The sequence below is a fragment of the Luteimonas soli genome, assembly GCF_042648865.1.
GTDB classification, from domain to species: domain Bacteria; phylum Pseudomonadota; class Gammaproteobacteria; order Xanthomonadales; family Xanthomonadaceae; genus Luteimonas; species Luteimonas soli.
This window is the reverse complement of record NZ_JBHRYA010000007.1, coordinates 433776-451561: the sequence shown is the minus strand read 5'-3', so window position 1 is coordinate 451561 and position 17786 is coordinate 433776. Positions and strand designations below refer to the sequence as shown.

At 69.9% G+C, this 17786-nt stretch carries 14 protein-coding genes; 11 read left to right on the top strand and 3 right to left on the bottom strand.

Annotated elements, in window-relative coordinates; all coding sequences use genetic code 11:
- The first annotated feature begins 10 nt into the window (after positions 1-10).
- Positions 11-1525, top strand: coding sequence for a YifB family Mg chelatase-like AAA ATPase (locus ACFONC_RS09435; protein ID WP_386743473.1), 1515 nt, complete (start codon positions 11-13; stop codon positions 1523-1525).
- Between the two features lie 173 nt (positions 1526-1698).
- On the opposite strand, the gene aceA is transcribed toward ACFONC_RS09435, so the two are convergent.
- Together aceA and aceB are read right to left on the bottom strand one after the other, a co-directional pair.
- On the bottom strand, positions 1699-2997 hold the full coding sequence (gene aceA / locus ACFONC_RS09430; protein WP_386743471.1) for an isocitrate lyase: 1299 nt from the start codon (positions 2995-2997) through the stop codon (positions 1699-1701).
- 202 nt (positions 2998-3199) lie between these two features.
- Positions 3200-4831 carry a malate synthase A gene (gene aceB / locus ACFONC_RS09425; RefSeq protein ID WP_386743469.1) on the bottom strand — a complete coding sequence of 544 codons (1632 nt, stop codon included), beginning with the start codon at positions 4829-4831 and terminating at the stop codon, positions 3200-3202.
- A 109-nt stretch (positions 4832-4940) separates the two neighbouring features.
- Here aceB and ACFONC_RS09420 point away from each other — a divergent pair, with 109 nt between their 5' ends.
- A complete protein-coding gene (locus ACFONC_RS09420; protein ID WP_386743467.1) occupies positions 4941-5906 on the top strand; it encodes a LysR family transcriptional regulator in 966 nt (321 codons plus the stop codon).
- Between the two features lie 53 nt (positions 5907-5959).
- Here ACFONC_RS09420 and ACFONC_RS09415 read toward each other — a convergent pair whose 3' ends face one another.
- A complete protein-coding gene (locus tag ACFONC_RS09415; RefSeq protein ID WP_386743466.1) occupies positions 5960-7018 on the bottom strand; it encodes a LysR family transcriptional regulator in 1059 nt (352 codons plus the stop codon).
- 127 nt (positions 7019-7145) lie between these two features.
- On the opposite strand from ACFONC_RS09415, the gene ACFONC_RS09410 reads away from it, so the two are divergent.
- From ACFONC_RS09410 to sigJ, 9 genes are all read left to right on the top strand, one after another.
- Positions 7146-7403 (top strand): hypothetical protein, encoded by a 258-nt coding sequence (locus ACFONC_RS09410; RefSeq protein ID WP_386743465.1) that lies wholly within the window; start codon positions 7146-7148, stop codon positions 7401-7403.
- Positions 7400-8356 (top strand): SDR family NAD(P)-dependent oxidoreductase, encoded by a 957-nt coding sequence (locus tag ACFONC_RS09405; RefSeq protein WP_386743464.1) that lies wholly within the window; start codon positions 7400-7402, stop codon positions 8354-8356. Before ACFONC_RS09410 ends, ACFONC_RS09405 begins: the two co-directional genes overlap by 4 nt.
- Positions 8357-8478: 122 nt before the next feature.
- Positions 8479-9612, top strand: coding sequence for an efflux RND transporter periplasmic adaptor subunit (locus ACFONC_RS09400; protein WP_386744627.1), 1134 nt, complete (start codon positions 8479-8481; stop codon positions 9610-9612).
- Between the two features lie 353 nt (positions 9613-9965).
- Positions 9966-13136, top strand: a complete 3171-nt coding sequence (locus ACFONC_RS09395) for an efflux RND transporter permease subunit (RefSeq protein ID WP_386743463.1) — start codon at positions 9966-9968, stop codon at positions 13134-13136.
- Positions 13129-13269, top strand: a complete 141-nt coding sequence (locus ACFONC_RS09390) for a hypothetical protein (protein WP_386743462.1) — start codon at positions 13129-13131, stop codon at positions 13267-13269. The genes ACFONC_RS09395 and ACFONC_RS09390 overlap by 8 nt, the downstream gene beginning before the upstream one ends.
- Complete coding sequence (locus ACFONC_RS09385) at positions 13262-14725, top strand: efflux transporter outer membrane subunit (protein ID WP_386743461.1); 1464 nt, start codon at positions 13262-13264, stop codon at positions 14723-14725. The genes ACFONC_RS09390 and ACFONC_RS09385 overlap by 8 nt, the downstream gene beginning before the upstream one ends.
- Positions 14726-14805: 80 nt before the next feature.
- Positions 14806-16197 (top strand): M28 family metallopeptidase, encoded by a 1392-nt coding sequence (locus ACFONC_RS09380; RefSeq protein WP_386743460.1) that lies wholly within the window; start codon positions 14806-14808, stop codon positions 16195-16197.
- A 223-nt stretch (positions 16198-16420) separates the two neighbouring features.
- On the top strand, positions 16421-16852 hold the full coding sequence (locus ACFONC_RS09375) for a carboxymuconolactone decarboxylase family protein (protein ID WP_386743459.1): 432 nt from the start codon (positions 16421-16423) through the stop codon (positions 16850-16852).
- Positions 16853-16868: 16 nt separating this feature from the next.
- The gene (gene sigJ / locus ACFONC_RS09370) at positions 16869-17786 is read left to right on the top strand and encodes an RNA polymerase sigma factor SigJ (protein ID WP_386743458.1); all 918 of its coding nucleotides are present in this window, start codon (positions 16869-16871) and stop codon (positions 17784-17786) included.

Sequence of the window (17786 nt, the reverse complement as noted above, 5' to 3'; positions counted from 1 at the left end):
GCCGGCCGCCATGTCGCTTGCGCTCGTGCACGGACGTGCGCGCGCAGGAGTCCACGCCCCGGAGGTGCGGATCGAGGTCTACCTCGCCGGCGGCCTGCCGCGGATGAACATGGTCGGCCTGCCGGAGGCCGCGGTGCGCGAGTCGCGCGACCGCGTGCGCGCCGCGATCCGCTGCGCGCAGTTCGAGTTCCCGCAGCGCGCGATCACCATCAACCTCGCCCCCGCCGACCTGCCCAAGGACGGCGGCCGCTTCGACCTGCCGATCGCGCTGGGCATCCTCGCCGCCAGCGGGCAGGTGCCGGTGCCGGCGCTGGCGCAGTGGGAATTCCTGGGCGAACTGGCGCTCACCGGCGAACTGCGCGCGGTCGACGGCGTGCTGCCGGCGGCGCTGGCCGCCGCGCGCGCCGGGCGCCGGTTGATGGTGCCGGTGGGCAACGGCGCCGAGGCGGCGCTCGCGAAGGATCTCGACGTGCGCACCGCGCGCACCCTGCTGGAGGTCTGTGCGATGCTCGGCGGCTCGCGCGAACTGCCGGCCGCGGTCGCGCCGCAGGTTGCAGCAGCCGACGGCCCGGACATGCGCGACGTGCGCGGCCAGCTGCGGGCGCGGCGCGCGCTGGAGATCGCGGCCGCGGGCGGGCACCACCTGCTGCTCGTCGGCCCGCCCGGCTGCGGCAAGACCCTGCTGGCCTCGCGCCTGCCTGGCCTGCTGCCCGAAGCCGACGAGGCCGAAGCGCTGGAGACCGCGGCGATCGCCTCGGTCAGCGGCCGCGGCCTGGATCCCGCGCGCTGGCGCGAACGCCCGTACCGCTCGCCGCACCACACCGCCAGCGCCGTGGCCCTGGTCGGCGGCGGCGGCGAACCGCGCCCGGGCGAGATCTCGCTGGCGCACAACGGCGTGCTGTTCCTCGACGAACTACCGGAGTGGGATCGCCGCGCGCTGGAGGTGCTGCGCGAGCCGCTGGAGTCGGGCGTGGTGACGATCTCGCGCGCGGCGCGGCAGAGCGAATTCCCGGCGCGCTTCCAGCTGGTCGCGGCGATGAACCCCTGCCCCTGCGGCTGGGCCGGCGACGCCTCCGGCCGCTGCCGCTGCAGTCCCGACGTGATCAACCGCTACCGAGGCCGCATTTCCGGCCCGCTGCTGGACCGCATCGACCTGCACGTCGACGTGCCGCGCCTGCCGCCGGCCCAGCTGCGCCCGGATGCGCCGGAAGGCGAATGCAGCGCCGACATCCGCCTTCGCGTCGAGGCCGCGCGCGAGCGCCAGCTGCAGCGCGCCGGCCAGCCCAACGCCCGCCTCGGCCAGGCCGAAACCATGGCCGCCTGCCGCCTGTCCGAAGCCGACCAGCAGCTGCTCGAACGCGCCATCGACGCCCTGCAGCTGTCCGCGCGCGCCATGCACCGCATCCTGCGCGTCGCACGCACCATCGCCGACCTCGCCGGCAGCGAACGCATCGCCACCGCGCACCTGACCGAGGCGCTGGGCTACCGCGGCATGGATCGCGCGTCGCAGGGCGAGGCAGCCTGACGCGACGTACTCGCAGGAGGGGTAGAGCCGCAGGCGACACCCATCGCCCGGCCCGGCCCGGCCCACGCGATGGTGGCAGTTGTCCGCGGACATCCTGTGCGCATGGACGGGGCGGATGTCGAGCGATGGGTATCGCTTCGCTCCACCCATCCTACGTAACGTTGCGGCTGGCCTCAGGCGGCTCTGGTCTCGAACTGCGCTTCCTCGGTCGAGCCCTTCAGCGCCACCGTCGACGACTGCGCGCCCTGGATCGCCTGGGTGACCGTGTCGAAGTAACCGGTGCCGACCTCGCGCTGGTGCTTGACCGCGGTGAAGCCCTTGTCGGCGGCGGCGAACTCGGCCTCCTGCAATTCGACGAACGCGCTCATCTGCCGCCGCGCGTAGCCGTGGGCGAGGTTGAACATCGAATAGTTGAGCGCGTGGAAGCCGGCCAGGGTGATGAACTGGAACTTGTAGCCGTAGGCCGCGATCTCCTTCTGGAACTTCGCGATCGTGGCGTCGTCCAGGTTCGCCTTCCAGTTGAAGCTTGGCGAGCAGTTGTAGGCCAGCAGCTTGCCCGGATACTTCGCGTGGATCGCCTCGGCGAACTTCCTTGCGAACTCGAGGTCCGGCTTGCCGGTCTCGCACCACACCAAATCCGCGTACGGCGCGTAGGCAAGGCCGCGGCTGATCGCCTGGTCCAGGCCCTTGTTGGTTTTGTAGAAGCCCTCCGGCGTGCGCTCGCCGGTGCAGAACGGCCTGTCGTTTTCGTCCACGTCGCTGGTCAGCAGGTCCGCGGCTTCGGCGTCGGTGCGCGCGACGATCAGCGTCGGCACGCCCATCACGTCGGCGGCCAGGCGCGCGGCGGTCAGCTTCTCGATCGCCTCGCGCGTGGGCACCAGCACCTTGCCGCCCATGTGCCCGCACTTCTTCACCGAGGCCAGCTGGTCCTCGAAGTGAACGCCGGCCGCGCCTGCCTCGATCATGCCCTTCATCAGTTCGAAGGCATTGAGCACGCCGCCGAATCCGGCCTCGGCGTCGGCGACGATCGGCTGCAGGTAGTCGATGCCGTCACCCTTGCCTTCCGCATGCTGCAGCTGATCGGCACGCAGCAGGGTGTTGTTGATGCGCCTGACCACCGCCGGCACCGAGTCGGCCGGGTACAGCGACTGGTCCGGGTACATCTGCCCGGCAAGGTTGGCGTCGGCCGCCACCTGCCAGCCGGACAGGTAGATCGCCTTCAGCCCGGCCTTGACCTGCTGCATGGCCTGGTTGCCGGTGAGCGCGCCGAGCGCGTTGACGAAGGGCTCGGCGTGCAGCGACTTCCACAGCTTTTCCGCGCCGAGGCGCGCCAGGGAATGCTCGACGTGCACGGTGCCGCGCAGGCGCACCACGTCCTGCGCGCAATAGTTGCGGGTGATGCCGGTCCAGCGCGGGTTGTTGCTCCAGTCGAGGTTGAGCTGGTCGGCGGTTTGCAGGCTTTGCGTCTTCATGGCGTCGGTCCTCGGGGCTTTGAAGCGGGGCTGTGAAGCCCTCCCCTTCAAGGGGAGGGTTGGGAGGGGATGGGTTTGACGTCGGTGGGGAAATTCGCAGGTCGGGGCTACGCTCCCGACACACGGCGGTGCGGGGCAAACGCGCGGGACCGCGGGCAAGGCCGTCGGGGGCGTAGCCCCGACCTACGGCGTTCGTGGAGACTCAAGGCAGTCGTTCGTACGCGGGCAACGTCAGGAACTCCTGCAGCTCGTCCGCATGCGTCAACCGATCCAGCACGCCGATCGCCTCGCTGATCCGGCTGCCGCCGGGAAGCTTCCCGCGATCCCCCAGCCGCGCAGGCAGGTTGAGCAGCGCGCGCTCGAGCAGGGAGAAATCCACCGGCGTACCGTCGTCCAGGTGCAGGTCGTCGCGGTGCAGCCACTGCCACAGTTGCGCACGCGCGATCTCGGCGGTGGCCGCGTCTTCCATCAGGTGGTGGATCGGCACGCAGCCGTTGCCGTCGAGCCAGGCGGCCAGGTAGCGCACGCAGACCTCGACGTTGCCGTCGAAGCCGGCGCGGGTGATCGTGCCGCGCGACGGCGCGAGCAGAGCTTGCCCCGGACCTGATCCGGGGTCGGCGGCGGTCACCTGCACGTCCTCGCGCGCGACGTCGTGCTGGTGCGGGCCGGGCATGTGCGCGTCGAACACTTCGCGCGCTATCCCGATCAGCGCCGGATGCGCGACCCAGGTGCCGTCGTGCCCGGCTTCGGCCTCGCGCAGCTTGTCGGCGCGCACGCGCGCCATCGCCGCGTCGTTGGCGGCGGCGTCGCCGGCGATCGGGATCTGCGCCGCCATGCCGCCCATCGCATGCGCGCCGCGGCGGTGACAGGTCTGGATCAGCAGCTCCGAATAAGCCTTCAGGAACGGCTGCGTCATCGTCACCTGCGCGCGCTCGGGCAGCACCCGGTCGCGGTGCGCGCGCAGGGTCTTGATGTAGGAAAAAATGTAGTCCCAGCGGCCGCAGTTCAGTCCGACGACGCGCTCGCGCAGCGCGTGCAGGATCTCGTCCATCTCGAACGCCGCCGGCAACGTCTCGACCAGCACGGTCACCTTCATCTGTCCGCGCCGGAGGCCGAGCGCGGACTCGATGTGCGTGAGCACGTCGTTCCACAGCACCGCCTCCTCCATCGACTGCAGCTTGGGCAGGTAGAAGTAGGGTCCGCGGTCCTTCGCGGCGAGCACGTCCGAGTTGTGGAAGGCGAACAGGCCGAGGTCGAACAGGCTCGCCGACATGCGCTCGCCGTCGACCAGCACGTGCTTCTCGTCCAGGTGCCAGCCGCGCGGGCGCACGATCAGCACCGCCTGTTGTTCGAAGGGTTTGAGCGCGTACGCCTTGCCCGTGTCGCCGGTGAACGCCAGCGTGCCGGCCACCGCCGCGCGCAGCGCGCGCTGGCCTTCGACCATCCGCGCCCAAGTCGGTGCGGTGGAATCTTCGAAGTCGGCCATGTAGCAGTTCGCGCCCGAGTTGAGCGCGTTGATCACCATCTTCGGGTCGACCGGGCCGGTGATCTCGACCCGGCGGTCGAGCAGCGCGCGCGGGATCGGGGCCACGCGCCAGCCGCCTTCACGGATCGCGCGGGTGTCGGCGCGGAAGTCCGGCAGGCCGCCGCGGTCGAAGAACGCCTGGCGCTCGCGGCGGGCGGCCAGCAGCCGGCGGCGGCGGGATTCGAAGCGGCCGTGCAGGCCGGCGAGGAAGGCCAATGCCGGCGGCGTCAGCAGCGCGTCCTGGCCTTCGGCGCGGGCGATGACCTCGATGCCGGCGTCGGGGGTGGATTCGCTGAGGACTGCGGACATGGTGGGTTCCTGTGCATCGAAAGGAACCCCAACATCCGTCCGCGTACTGTATTTGACAACATAGTTTTTCCAATGCTAATCATTAGTTTTACTGATAATTGGCTTGGAAATGGCTGAAAACCGGGCTTCCGCACCCCGTTTTTCCTACAAGGGCGACCGGCTCAAGCCGCTGCGCGCCTTCTGCCAGACCGCCCGGCTGGGCTCGGTGTCGCGCGCCGCCGAGGCACTTTTCGTCAGCCAGCCGGCGGTGACCCAGCAGCTGCAGGCGCTGGAGCGCGAACTGGGGGTGCGCCTGTTCGAGCGCAGCGGCCGGCGCCTGGTCCCCACCCGCGAGGGCGAGACGCTGTACGAACTGGCGCGGCCGCTGGTGGAGGGCATCGACGGCCTCGGCGGCGCCTTCCGCGAGAAGCTGCGCGGCCTGGACGCGGGCGAACTGCACGTGGCGGCCGGCAGCTCGACCATCCTCTACCTGCTGCCGAAGATCGTCGAAGCCTTCCGCGCCACGCAGCCGGACGTGCGCCTGATCCTGCACAACGTCACCGGCGCCGGCGGCCTGGACCTGCTGCGTTCGGACGAAGTGGACCTGGCCGTGGGCTCGATGCTCGACGTGCCGGCCGACCTCGACTACGCGCCGGTCTACCGCTTCGACCCGATGCTGATCGCCCCGCCCGGCCACCCGCTGGCGGACAAGCGCGAACTGGCGCTGGCCGACCTCTCGCCCTACGGCCTGATCCTGCCGCCGCGGCGCCTGACCACCTACCGCCTGGTCGACCTGGTGTTCCAGCAGAACCGCGTGCCGTACACGGTGGCGCTGGAAGTCGGCGGCTGGGAAGTGATCAAGCAGTACGTGGCGATGGGCCTGGGGATCAGCATCGTCACCGCGATCTGCCTCACCGATGCCGACCGCGAACGCCTGGCCGCGCGCTCGCTGGCGCGCTGGTTCCCGCGCCGCAGCTACGGCGTGGTGATGCGCAAGGGCAAGTACCTGTCACCGCAGGCGCGCGCGTTCGTCGACCTGATCAAGCCGGACCTGTTCACGCGTGAGCACGACCGGAGCGGGCATTCGGCGCGATAGCGGGCAATGCCTGCGGGAGCGGCCGAAGCCGCTCCCACGACAGCAGCCCTTGCTCACACCAGCTCGACGTCCTCGTCGTCGCGCGACTGCTCTTCCGTATCGCCTTGCCTGGAAGCGCGTGCCAGTTCGGCGTTGACCGTGGTCGCGGTGTCGGCGGCCTTCTTCGCGGCGATGCAGCGCGCGCGCGCGTCCGGGCACAGCACCTGCATGTAGTCCGAGTCGAGGCTCAGGCGTTCGAGCAGGAAGTCGACGAAGGCGCGGATCTTCGGCGAGGTCACCTGGCCGCGCGGGAACAGCGCGTTGAGTTCGAGCTCTGGCCCGGCCCAGCCGGCCAGCACGCGGCGGATGTAGCCCTTCTCGGCGTAGGCCTTGACCATGATGTCGCTGGCCAGCATCAGGCCTTCGCCGCACAGCAGCGCGCCGCGCACGGCGGCCGGGTCGTTGGCGACCATGATCGGGTCGATCGGGTACTCCACCGTGTTCTCGCCGTCGTTCAGCGGCCAGAAGTAGTGGTTGTTGCGATGCATCTTCTGCATGCCGAGCGTGCGGTGGTGCTGCAGGTCGTCCGGGTGCAGCGGCTCGCCATGGCGCTCGAGGTAGGCCGGGCTGGCGTAGACCTGGGTGCGCAGCACCGCGAGCTTGCGCGCGACGAGATTGGAGTCGGGCAGGCTGCCCAGGCGCAGGGCGACGTCGATCTCCTTGTCGATCAGGTCCACCTGCTCGTTGGACAGCATCATCTCAACGCGCACGTCGGGGTGGCGGGCGTGGAACTCGCCCAGCAGCGGCGCGATGCGTTCGATGCCCAGCGAATACGGCGCGGTGACGCGCAGCCAGCCACGCGGGCCGCCCTGCAGCTGGCTGACCGCGCTCTCGGCTTCATCGAGTTCGCGCGCGATGCGCTGGCTGTGTTCGTAGTAGACGTTGCCCGCCTCGGTGAGGCCGAGCTTGCGCGTGGTCCGGTGCAGCAGCTGCGCGCCCAGGCGCGCTTCGAGTTCCTGCACCTTGCGGCTGACCGTGGTCTTGGGCAGGCGCAGCGTCTTGGCGGCGGCGATGAAGCTGCCCTGCTCCACCACCTTGACGAAGACGAGGGTGTCGTTGAGATCTCGGGCCATGGGGGAGTGCTCCGATTGAGGCATGGGCATTGGCCCAAGCGAGGGACAATTATTCCCCGATTTGCCGGCTAATCAAGTGCCGGTCGCGGGCGTAACTTGTGCCGCATCCCGCCAAGCGAGCCCTCTCATGCGTGCCCCCGTCCGTCGTCGCCTGCTGCAGTCCGGCCTGGTCGTCCTGACCCTGCTCGACCTGCAATTGCTGGCATCTTTCGTTTTCAATCAATGGCTTGACCTCTCCATGACGAACGCCATGGGGCTGGCTGCACTGCTGGCGATCCCGCTGACGCTGCTGCTGATGCCGCTGGTGGACGCGATCCTCGCGGGCCTCGATCACGACGCCGACGCGGGATTTTCGGGAGGCAAAATCCCGGGAGCGGGACAATGAGCATTGTCCCGCGTCACAGTCTGGTCGTCATTGGCGCCACCGGCGCCATCGGTGCGGCGGTGGTCGACGCCGCGGTGAAGACCGCGCAGCCGGTCATTGCCGTGGCCCGCGACGCCGCGGCACTGGCGGCCCTGGGCGAACGCCACCCCGGCGCCGACCTGACCCTGGTCGACGCCTCGGTCGGCAGCGATGGCGAAGCCGCGGCGCTGGCACGGCGGCTGCGCGACCTCGACCGGCCGATCTCGGGCGTGGTCGCCGCGATCCGCGGCCACATCGAGCGCGGGCGGCTGATCGACCAGCCGGAGGAGTTCCTGCGCCGGCGCCTGGACGAAGACCTGCTGCCGCACCTGTTCGCCGCCCGCCACCTGCTGCCGTTGCTGGCCGAACACGGCCACGGTGGTTACGTGCTGATCGGCGGCCCGGGCGCCGAGCATCCGTGGGCCGGCTACGGCCACTACTCGATCGGCGCCGCGGCGCTGCGGATGCTCGCGCGCGTGCTGCACGACGAAGCCCGCGCGTTGCCGGTGCGGGTGCAGCTGCTGGCGATCGATTCGCCGGCGCGCACCGACGCCAACGCGCGCCACGCCTGCAGCAGCTGGCCGGGCGCGGACTCGATCGCGCGACACGCGCTGGCGCTGCTCGACCCGCGCGACCGCCGGCCGGCGCAGGCGGTGGTCGGCCACACCGCGCAGCCGCTGGGCTTCGACCTGTGGAGCGACGACATCGATCGGCCGCCGGTCGACACGCCCGCTTCCATGCGCGCCACGTCGCGCGAATCCACCAACCTGCAGCCGGCGCGAGAACAGACGCAAGAAACGGAGCGCCCGCACGACCCGCTGCCGGCACGCTGCCTGCAGGACGCGCGCAGCCTGCTCGACCGCCTCGGCACCCGCGACGCCGACGCCAAACCCGACCAACAACCAAAACCCAACCAGGAAACCTCCCCTCGATGAACGCCCGAATCGCCCCCACCCGCCTGCCGCCCGTCTTTCCCACCCTGGTCCGCTCGGGTGCCCCGGGCGGACATTCCCACCGCGCCCCCGTGCGCACGCTGGCCATCCTTGCGCTCGCATCGATGATCACCATCGCCGTCTCCGCCTGCGGCAGCAGCGAGGCAGCTCCCGGCGCCGGCATGCCGCCGCCGCCCGAAGTCAGCGTCGCCACCGTGCTGAGCAAGCCCGTGCACCAGTGGGACACCTTCAATGGCCGCGTCACTGCCGTCGAAAGCGTCGAACTGCGTCCGCGCGTGAGCGGCTACGTGCAGCGCGTCGCGTTCGACGAAGGCCAGGAGGTCAAGAAGGGCGACCTGCTGTTCGTGATCGACCCGCGCCCCTACCAGGCCGCGCTCGACCAGGCTCGCGCGCAGCTGCAGCGCGCGCATGCCGAGGCCAAGCTTGCGCAGGCACAGGACGCGCGCGCGCAGACCCTGATCGAAGCCAAGGCGATCTCGCGCGAGGAGTTCGAAACGCGCAAGGCCGCCAGCGCACAGGGCGACGCCGGCGTGCGCGCCGCGGAAGCCGCGGTTGCAGCGGCGAAGCTCGACCTGCAGTTCACCCGGGTCCGCGCGCCCATCGACGGCCGCATCGGCCGCGCCATGGTCACCGAGGGCAACCTCGCCCAGGCGGACCAGACATTGCTGACCACGCTGGTCTCGCAGGACCCGATGTACGTGTACTTCGAAAGCGACGAGCAGACTTACCTGCGCTACGCGGAACTCGCGCGCAAGGGCGAACGCACGCGTTCGAGCAACCCGGTGCGCATCGGTCTGGCCAACGAGACCGGCTTCCCGCACGAGGGCACGGTGGACTTCGTCGACAACCAGGTCGACCCGGCCACCGGCACCATCCGCGCCCGCGCGGTGCTGCCCAACCCGGACCGTGTGTTCACGCCGGGCCTGTTCGCGCGCGTGCAGGTGCAGGGCAGCGGCGAGTTCAAGGCGATGCTGGTCGACGACAAGGCCGTGCTCACCGACCAGGACCGCAAGTACGTCTACGTGCTCGGCCCGGACAACAAGGCGGTGCGCAAGGACGTCGAACTCGGCCGGATGATCGACGGCCTGCGCGTGGTGCAGTCGGGCCTGGACGCGAAGGACAAGGTGATCGTGCACGGCGTGCAGAAGGTATTCATGCCGGGCATGCCGGTGGCGCCGAAGACGATCGCCATGGGCGCACCCGCGCCCTCGCCCGAACAGCAAGTTGCAATGAAGTAGCGCTCCAGGCGCCCTTGTGGGAGCGGCTTCAGCCGCGAGCTCTTCCCGCAAGGCCGCACTGCGTTTGCACAAGGCGTCGGGGACATAGCCCCGACCTGCGCACGGATCGATACGCATCGATCCATGCACACCCCTTGCCGCCGGCCTTCCCCGTGAATCCCCTCTCCCCGCGCGGGGAAGGCCGACCGGCTTTTCGTTCTTGCTCCCTCCCCTGCGCAGGCAGGGGAGGGTTGGGGAGGGGTTGCTTCGACGTCGGCGTTTTCCTGCGGAAGCACCGCATGTGATCCGACGGCACCCCCTCCCAGCCTCCCCCTGCCTTCGCAGGGGGAGGAGCCAACACCAGGACCTCCGCCATGGACTTCTCAAGATTCTTCATCGACCGGCCGATCTTCGCCGCGGTGCTGTCGATCGTGATCTTCGCCGCCGGCCTGATCTCGATCCCGCTGCTGCCGATCGGCGAATACCCCGAAGTCGTGCCGCCGTCGGTGATGGTGCGCACGGTGTACCCGGGCGCCAATCCGAAGGTGATCGCCGAAACCGTCGCCACGCCGCTGGAGGAATCGATCCGCGGCGTCGAGGGGCTGATGTACGTCAAGTCGGTCGCCAGTTCCGACGGCGTGCTGCAGATGACCGTCACCTTCAAGCCCGGCGTGGACGCCGACGACGCGACCGTGCTGGTGCAGAACCGCGTCAGCCAGGCGCAGGCGCGGTTGCCCGAGGACGTGCGCCGCCAGGGCATCACCGTGCAGAAGCAGTCGCCGGTGTTCCTGATGGTGGTGCACCTGACGTCGCCCAGCGGCAAGTACGACACCCTGTACCTGCGCAACTACCTGCGCCTGCACGTGAAGGACCAGCTGGCGAGCATCCCCGGCGTCGGCGACGCGCAGCCGTTCGGCGGCGGTGACTACGCGATGCGCCTGTGGCTGGATCCGGACAAGATCGCCTCGCGCGGGCTGACTGCCGGCGACGTCGTGCGTGCAGTGCGCGAGCAGAACGTGCAGGTCTCGGCCGGCCAGCTCGGCGCCGAGCCGATGCCCAACGGCAGCGACTTCCTGACCCTGATCAACGCCAAGGGACGACTGTCGACGCCGCAGGAGTTCGGCGACATCGTGATCAAGAACGGTGGCGACGGCGAACTCGTGCGCCTGGACGACGTCGCGCGCATCGAGCTGGCCGCCGGCGACTACACCATGCGCGCACGCCTGGACGACCAGAACGCCGCCGCGATCGGCATCTTCCAGGCGCCCGGCGCCAATGCGCTGGAGATCCGCGACGAGGTGATGGCGCGGATGGAGGAACTGTCGAAGAGCTTCCCGCCGGGGATCGAGTACAAGTCGATCTACGACACCACCGTCTTCGTGCGCGACTCGATCAAGTCAGTCGTCACCACCCTGCTGGAGGCGACGCTGCTGGTGGTGCTGGTGGTGATCCTGTTCCTGCAGACCTGGCGCGCCTCGATCATCCCGCTGCTCGCGGTGCCGGTGTCGATCGTCGGCACGTTCGCCGCGCTGTACCTGCTCGGGTTCTCGATCAACACGCTGAGCCTGTTCGGCCTGGTGCTCGCGATCGGCATCGTGGTCGACGACGCGATCGTGGTGGTCGAGAACGTCGAACGCCACATCGAGGCCGGTGCACAGCCGCTGGAGGCCGCGCACCTGGCGATGAAGGAGGTCTCCGGCCCGATCATCGCGATCGCGCTGGTGCTGTGCGCGGTGTTCGTGCCGATGGCGTTCCTGTCCGGCGTGACCGGCGAGTTCTACAAGCAGTTCGCGGTGACGATCGCGATCTCGACGGTGATCTCGGCGATCAATTCGCTGACCCTGTCGCCGGCCCTGGCCGCGCGCCTGCTCAAGGCGCACGACGCGCCGAAGGACGGGCCGTCGCGGCTGATCGAGCGCCTGTTCGGCTGGCTGTTCCGGCCGTTCAACCGCTTCTTCGCCGACAACTCGCACCGCTACCAGCGCGGCGTATCGAAGGCGCTGGGCAAGCGCGGCGCGGTGTTCGCGGTCTATGCGGTCCTGCTGCTGTCGACCGGGCTGATGTTCCAGCTGGTGCCGCGGGGGTTCATCCCGGTGCAGGACAAGGGCTACCTCATCGCCGGCGTCAAGATGCCCGAAGGCGCGTCCATCGAACGCACGGACGCGGCGCTGAGGAAGATCGGCGCGATCGCGATGGAGGTCGAGGGCACGCAGAACAACGTCGCCTTCCCCGGCTTCAATCCGCTGCAGTTCATCAACACGCCCAACTACGGGGTCGCCTTCATCACCCTCAAGCCGTTCGACGAGCGCGACCGCAGCGCGGAGGAGATCAACGCCGAGCTCAGCGCGAAACTCGCCGGCATCCAGGAAGGTTTCGCGTTCTCGATGCTGCCGCCGCCGATCCAGGGGCTTGGCAACGGATCGGGCTACTCGTTCTTCATCGAGGACCGCGGCAACCTCGGCTACGGCGCGCTGCAGAGCGCGGTGCAGGCGTTCCAGGGCGCCGGCCTGCAGACGCCCGGCCTGGGCTACATGAACACCAGCTACCAGGCCAACGTGCCGCAGCTCGACGCCGAGGTCGACCGGGCCAAGGCGAAGGCGCAGGGCGTGCCGCTGACCGAGCTGTTCGACACCCTGCAGACCTACCTCGGCTCGGCCTATGTCAACGACTTCAACCTGTTCGGCCGCACCTGGCAGGTGATCGCCCAGGCCGACGGCAGCTTCCGCGACAGCGTCGACGACATCGCCAACCTGCGCACCCGCAACGTTGACGGCGAGATGGTGCCGATCGGCAGCATGGTGCGGGTCAGCGAAACCTTCGGCCCCGACCCGGTGATCCGCTACAACGGCCACACCGCGGCCGACCTGATGGGCGAGGCGGATCCGTCGATCCTGTCCTCCGCCGAGGCGATGGAACAGGTCGAGGCGCTGGCGCAGCAGGTGCTGCCCAACGGCATGGACATCGAGTGGACCGACCTGAGCTACCAGCAGGCCACGCAGGGCAAGGCGGCGCTGGTCGTGTTCCCGCTGGCGGTGCTGCTGGCGTTCCTGGTGCTGGCCGCGCTGTACGAGAGCTGGACGCTGCCGCTGGCGGTGATCCTGATCGTGCCGATGTGCATGCTCTCGGCGCTGCTCGGCGTGTACCTGACCGGCGACAACAACGTGTTCGTGCAGGTCGGCCTGGTGGTGCTGATGGGGCTGGCGTGCAAGAACGCGATCCTGATCGTGGAGTTCGCGCGCGAGCTGGAGCTGCAGGGCAAAGGCATCGTGGAAGCGGCGCTGGAAGCCTGCCGCCTGCGCCTGCGCCCGATCGTGATGACCTCGATCGCCTTCATCGCCGGCACCGTGCCGCTGGTGCTCAGCCACGGCGCGGGCGCCGAGGTGCGCTCGGCCACGGGCATCACGGTGTTCTCGGGAATGATCGGCGTGACGCTGTTCGGCCTGTTCCTGACCCCGGTGTTCTACGTCGCGCTGCGCAAGCTGGTCACGCGCGGCGCGAAGGCGGCACCGGCGCCCGCGCTGCCGGCAGAGGTGTCCCATGGCTGACCCCGCGCCGCGCATTCCGTCGAACGACGACATCCGCCGGCTGTTCGAACAGCTGCCGGCCGAACGGCAGCGGGACGGTGGGGCGAAAGCCCCGCCCCGCGCCGACGAAGACAAGGAGACCCCACATGAATGACTACAAGCCCACGGCGCTCGTGCTGCTGAAGGCCGCTGCGCTGAGCCTGGCGCTGTCGGCCTGCACCGTCGGCCCCGACTTCGTGCGCCCCGACGTGGCGATGCCGGATGCGTTCATCCAGTCGCCGCCAACGGCGACCGACGCAATCGCCGCCGCGAACGCCGACCCGGCGTTCTGGCAGGGCTTCGGCGATCCGCAGCTGACCGCGCTGGTCGAACAGGCGCTGGCCGCCAACCACGACCTGCGCATCGCGCTGGCCAGCTACGACCGCGCCAACGCGCTGCTGCGCGGATCGAAGTTCGACTACTTCCCGACGGTCACCGCCAGCGCCGAGGGCAGCGACAGCCGCGCCAGCACCGACCAGGCGCCGGGCGTGGCGCGCGGCGACCGCGACGGCGAAAGCTACAGCGCCGGCATCAACGCCAGCTGGGAGCTGGACCTGTTCGGCCGAATCCGCCGCGGCGTCGAGGCCGGACGCGCGGAGACCGCGGCGAGCGCAGCGGACCTCGCAGCGGCGCAGGTCGCCATCGTCGGCGAGGTCGCGCGCACCTACTTCGACCTGCGCGGCCTGCAGGAGCGCCTGCGCGTGGCCCGCGACAATGCCGACAACCAGCGCGAGACCCTGCGCCTGGTCGACGCGCGCCTGGACGCCGGGCGCGGCACCGGGTTCGACACCGCGCGCGCACGCGCGCAGCTGGAAACCACGTCCGCGCGCATCCCGGCGCTGGAAGCGCAGGTCGCGTTCGACATGCACCGGCTGGCGGTACTGGTCGGCAAGACGCCAGATGCGCTGATCGCGGAACTCACGCCCGCACGCGCGCTGCCCGGGTTGCCGGCGAAGCTCGACGCCGGCACGCCCGGCGACCTGCTGCGCCGCCGCCCCGACATCGCCGCCGCCGAACAACGCCTGCATGCGGCCACCGCACGCATCGGCGTGGCCACCGCCGACCTGTTCCCGCGCTTCACCCTGGGCGGGCTGATCGGCAGCCAGGCGATCGATGCCGGCTCGCTGTTCGAACGTGACAGCGAAACGCGCTTCATCGCGCTGGGCATCGACTGGTCGTTCCTCGACATCGGCCGCGTCCGCGCGCGCATCGCCGCCGCGGACGCCGACGCCGAAGGCGCGCTGGCGCGCTACGAACAGACCGTGCTGCTGGCGCTCGAGGACACCGAGAACGCACTGGTCCGCTACGCCCGCGCACGCAGCGAGGACGCGCACCTGGAGCGCGCCGCCGCCGACAGCGCCACCGCCGCGCGGCTGGCGCGGGTGCGCTTCGACGCCGGTGCGGTGGATTTGTTCGAGGTGCTCGACGCCGAGCGCACCCAGCTGCAGGCACAGGACGCCTTCGCCGCGGCGCGCAGCCGCAGCGCAATCGGCGCGGTATCGCTGTACACCGCGATGGCCGGCGGCTGGCCGGACACGCTGCCGGTGCGCGAGGCGATCGGGGGGCGGTGACGCGAGGAGCGGATGGACGAACGCATCCACGGCGCGGATGGCGTACCGTTTACGCCTTCTCGCGAATCCGGAGCCCGCGCATGCGACACCTGCCCTACGCCACCCTGTTTGCCTGCTTCGTCGCGCCCGCCGTCTTCGCCGCGGACACATCTGCGGCTCCACCCGCCACGCAGGCGGTCCTGCATGACATCGCCGCCGCGCCCTCCGCCGATCGCATCGAAGCCGACATCCGCAAGCTGGTGTCGTTCGGCACGCGCCACACGCTGTCGGACACGACGTCCGACACGCGCGGCATCGGCGCGGCGCGGCGCTGGATCCACGCCGAGTTCGAGCGCATCTCCGCGCAGTGCGGTGGCTGCCTGGAAGTGATCGACGTCGGCGACACGATCTCCGGGCAGGAGCGCATTCCCGAACCGACCGAAGTGGTCAGCGTGCTCGCGATCCAGCGCGGCACTGCGGACCCCGGCCGCTACGTCATCATGAGCGGCGACATCGACTCGCGCGTTTCCGACGTGATGGACTTCACCTCCGACTCGCCGGGCGCCAACGACAATGCCTCGGGCATCGCCGGCACGCTGGAAGCTGCACGCATCCTGTCGCAGCACAAGTTCCCCGGTACCATCGTCTACGCCGCGCTGTCGGGCGAGGAGCAGGGGCTGTTCGGCGGCAAGATCGTCGCCGCGAAGGCGCAGGCCGAGGGCTGGCGCATCGAGGCGGTGCTCAACAACGACATGATCGGCAACATCGCCGGGATCAACGGCGTGGTCGACAACACGACCGCGCGCGTGTTCGCCGAGGGCACGCGCGTGACCGAGACGCCGGCCGAAGCCCGCGCGCGCCGCTTCACCGGCGGCGAGGTCGACTCGCCCTCACGCAACCTGGCCCGCTACATCGACCGCATGGCCGACCTGTACGTACCCAACCTCGACGTGATGATGGTCTACCGGCTCGACCGCTTCGGCCGCGGCGGCCACCACCGCCCGTTCAACGACCTGGGCTACCCGGCGGTGCGGGTGATGGAGACCAACGAGAACTACAACCGCCAGCACCAGGACCTGCGGACGGAGGACGGCATCGCCTACGGCGACGTGATCGAGGGCGTGGACTTCGACTACGTGGCGAAACTGACCGCGCTCAACGCGGTGAGCCTGGCCGGCATGGCCTCGGCGCCGCCGCCACCGGCGGACGTGTCGATCGAGGGCGCGGTGAGCGCCGACACCACGCTGAAGTGGAAACGCCCTCCGGCAACGCAGGCGCCGAACCTCGCCGGCTACAAGGTCTACTGGCGGCTGACCACCGAACCGCAGTGGACGCACAGCCGCTGGGTTGGCGACGTGTCACAGCACACGCTGGAGAACGTGGTGATCGACAACTATTTCTTCGGCGTGTCGGCGGTGGGCAAGGACGGGTCTGAGAGCCCGGTAGTGTTCCCCGGCGCGGCGGGCAGCTTCGGCGGCTATGGATCCCCTTGATCGGTGCCGGACCTGCTCTTGTGGGAGCGGCTTCAGCCGCGAGCTTCTGATCTTCGGCAATGAAGCACGAAACGCTCGTGGCTGAAGTCGCTTCTGTCAAAGCCGGGATCAAAAGATCGCGGCTGAAGCCGCTCCCACAACGGCGCGCACGGGGTGATGTCACAGCCTCGGACGCTGGATCGTCGAACAGGCAAGGCACCCCGCCTGACAAGAGGAATCCCCCATGAAAGACAACACCACCATCCGCTATCCGCAGCAGGCCCCCGCCGTGATGCAGGCCCTGGCCCAGGTCAATCCCGCGATCAATGCGCTCGGGCTCGAACCCGGCCTCCACCACCTGGTCGTCCTGCGCGCTTCGCAGATCAACGGCTGCGCGCACTGCGTGAAGATGCACACCCACGATGCGCGCAAGGACGGCGAGACCAGTGAACGGCTCGACCGGCTGGTCGTCTGGCGCCATGTCGACGACTACACCCCGCGCGAGAAGGCCGCGCTGGCGTTCACCGAGGCGATGACCCGGCTCGACGACCAGTCGGCGCTGCCGGGCCTGCGCGCCGCGCTGCGCGAGCACTTCTCCGAGCAGGAGGTCGCCGCGCTAGGCGCGGACATCGCGATGATCAACCTGTGGAACCGCATCTCCATCTCCAACCAGTGAGCCGCCGCCAGTGACGATGGACGCACGCGACGACCTCGCAGAATTCGAGCAGGCCCGCCCGGGCCTGCTCGGCCTGGCCTACCGCATCCTCGGCTCACGCGCCGACGCCGAGGACGCGGTGCAGGACACGTTCCTGAAGTGGCAGGCGAACGACCGCGACGACATCAGCAACCCGACGGCATGGCTGACGACCGTGTGCACGCGCCACTGCCTCGACATCCTGCGCTCGGCCGACCGCGCGCGCGTGGAGTACGTGGGCCCGTGGCTGCCGGAGCCGGTGCAGACCGCCAACGACGAGGCGTTCGGGCATGCACCGCCGGACGCGTCGCCCGAGCACGCGGCGGCACTCGCGTCCTCGCTCACCACCGCCTTCCTGCTGGCGCTGCAGCGACTCACGCCGAAGGAGCGCGCCGCCTACCTGCTGCACGAGATCTTCGACCTGCCCTACCCCGAGGTCGCACGCACGCTCGACCTGCAGGAGCCGGCCTGCCGCCAGCTGGTGTCGCGCGCCCGCGGCCACATCGAACGGGCGAAGGTCCGCCATGCGACGCCGCCCGAACGCCAGCGGCAGCTGCTGGCCGCCTTCGGCACCGCGATCGCCACCGGTTCGGTCGACGCACTCGCCGGCCTGCTGTCGGACGACGTGCGCCTCTCGGCCGACGGCGGCGGCAAGGTCTCCGCGGCGCGCCGCGTCATGCATGGGCCGGAAGAAGTCCTGCATTTCATCCAGGCCGGCCTGCACGCCTGGTGGGCCGACACGAGGCTGGAGGAAGCGACGATCAACGGCCGGCGCGGCCTGATCCAGTACGAAGACGACGTCGCGACCGCGGCCGTGTCCTTCGCCTGGGACGAGGACGGCCGGCTCAGCGACGTGTTCATCATGCGCAACCCGGACAAGCTGGCGCGGATCGCGACGGCGCCGGCAATCGCCTGA

Excerpts from the sequence above, each read along its gene's own strand:
- ACFONC_RS09435 (WP_386743473.1), top strand. The coding sequence starts at position 11 with ATGTCGCTTGCGCTCGTGCACGGACGTGCGCGCGCAGGAGTCCACGCC.
- aceA (WP_386743471.1), bottom strand. The coding sequence starts at position 2,997 with ATGAAGACGCAAAGCCTGCAAACCGCCGACCAGCTCAACCTCGACTGG.
- aceB (WP_386743469.1), bottom strand. The coding sequence starts at position 4,831 with ATGTCCGCAGTCCTCAGCGAATCCACCCCCGACGCCGGCATCGAGGTC.
- ACFONC_RS09420 (WP_386743467.1), top strand. The coding sequence starts at position 4,941 with ATGGCTGAAAACCGGGCTTCCGCACCCCGTTTTTCCTACAAGGGCGAC.
- ACFONC_RS09415 (WP_386743466.1), bottom strand. The coding sequence starts at position 7,018 with ATGGCCCGAGATCTCAACGACACCCTCGTCTTCGTCAAGGTGGTGGAG.
- ACFONC_RS09410 (WP_386743465.1), top strand. The coding sequence starts at position 7,146 with ATGCGTGCCCCCGTCCGTCGTCGCCTGCTGCAGTCCGGCCTGGTCGTC.
- ACFONC_RS09405 (WP_386743464.1), top strand. The coding sequence starts at position 7,400 with ATGAGCATTGTCCCGCGTCACAGTCTGGTCGTCATTGGCGCCACCGGC.
- ACFONC_RS09400 (WP_386744627.1), top strand. The coding sequence starts at position 8,479 with ATGATCACCATCGCCGTCTCCGCCTGCGGCAGCAGCGAGGCAGCTCCC.
- ACFONC_RS09395 (WP_386743463.1), top strand. The coding sequence starts at position 9,966 with ATGGACTTCTCAAGATTCTTCATCGACCGGCCGATCTTCGCCGCGGTG.
- ACFONC_RS09390 (WP_386743462.1), top strand. The coding sequence starts at position 13,129 with ATGGCTGACCCCGCGCCGCGCATTCCGTCGAACGACGACATCCGCCGG.
- ACFONC_RS09385 (WP_386743461.1), top strand. The coding sequence starts at position 13,262 with ATGAATGACTACAAGCCCACGGCGCTCGTGCTGCTGAAGGCCGCTGCG.
- ACFONC_RS09380 (WP_386743460.1), top strand. The coding sequence starts at position 14,806 with ATGCGACACCTGCCCTACGCCACCCTGTTTGCCTGCTTCGTCGCGCCC.
- ACFONC_RS09375 (WP_386743459.1), top strand. The coding sequence starts at position 16,421 with ATGAAAGACAACACCACCATCCGCTATCCGCAGCAGGCCCCCGCCGTG.
- sigJ (WP_386743458.1), top strand. The coding sequence starts at position 16,869 with ATGGACGCACGCGACGACCTCGCAGAATTCGAGCAGGCCCGCCCGGGC.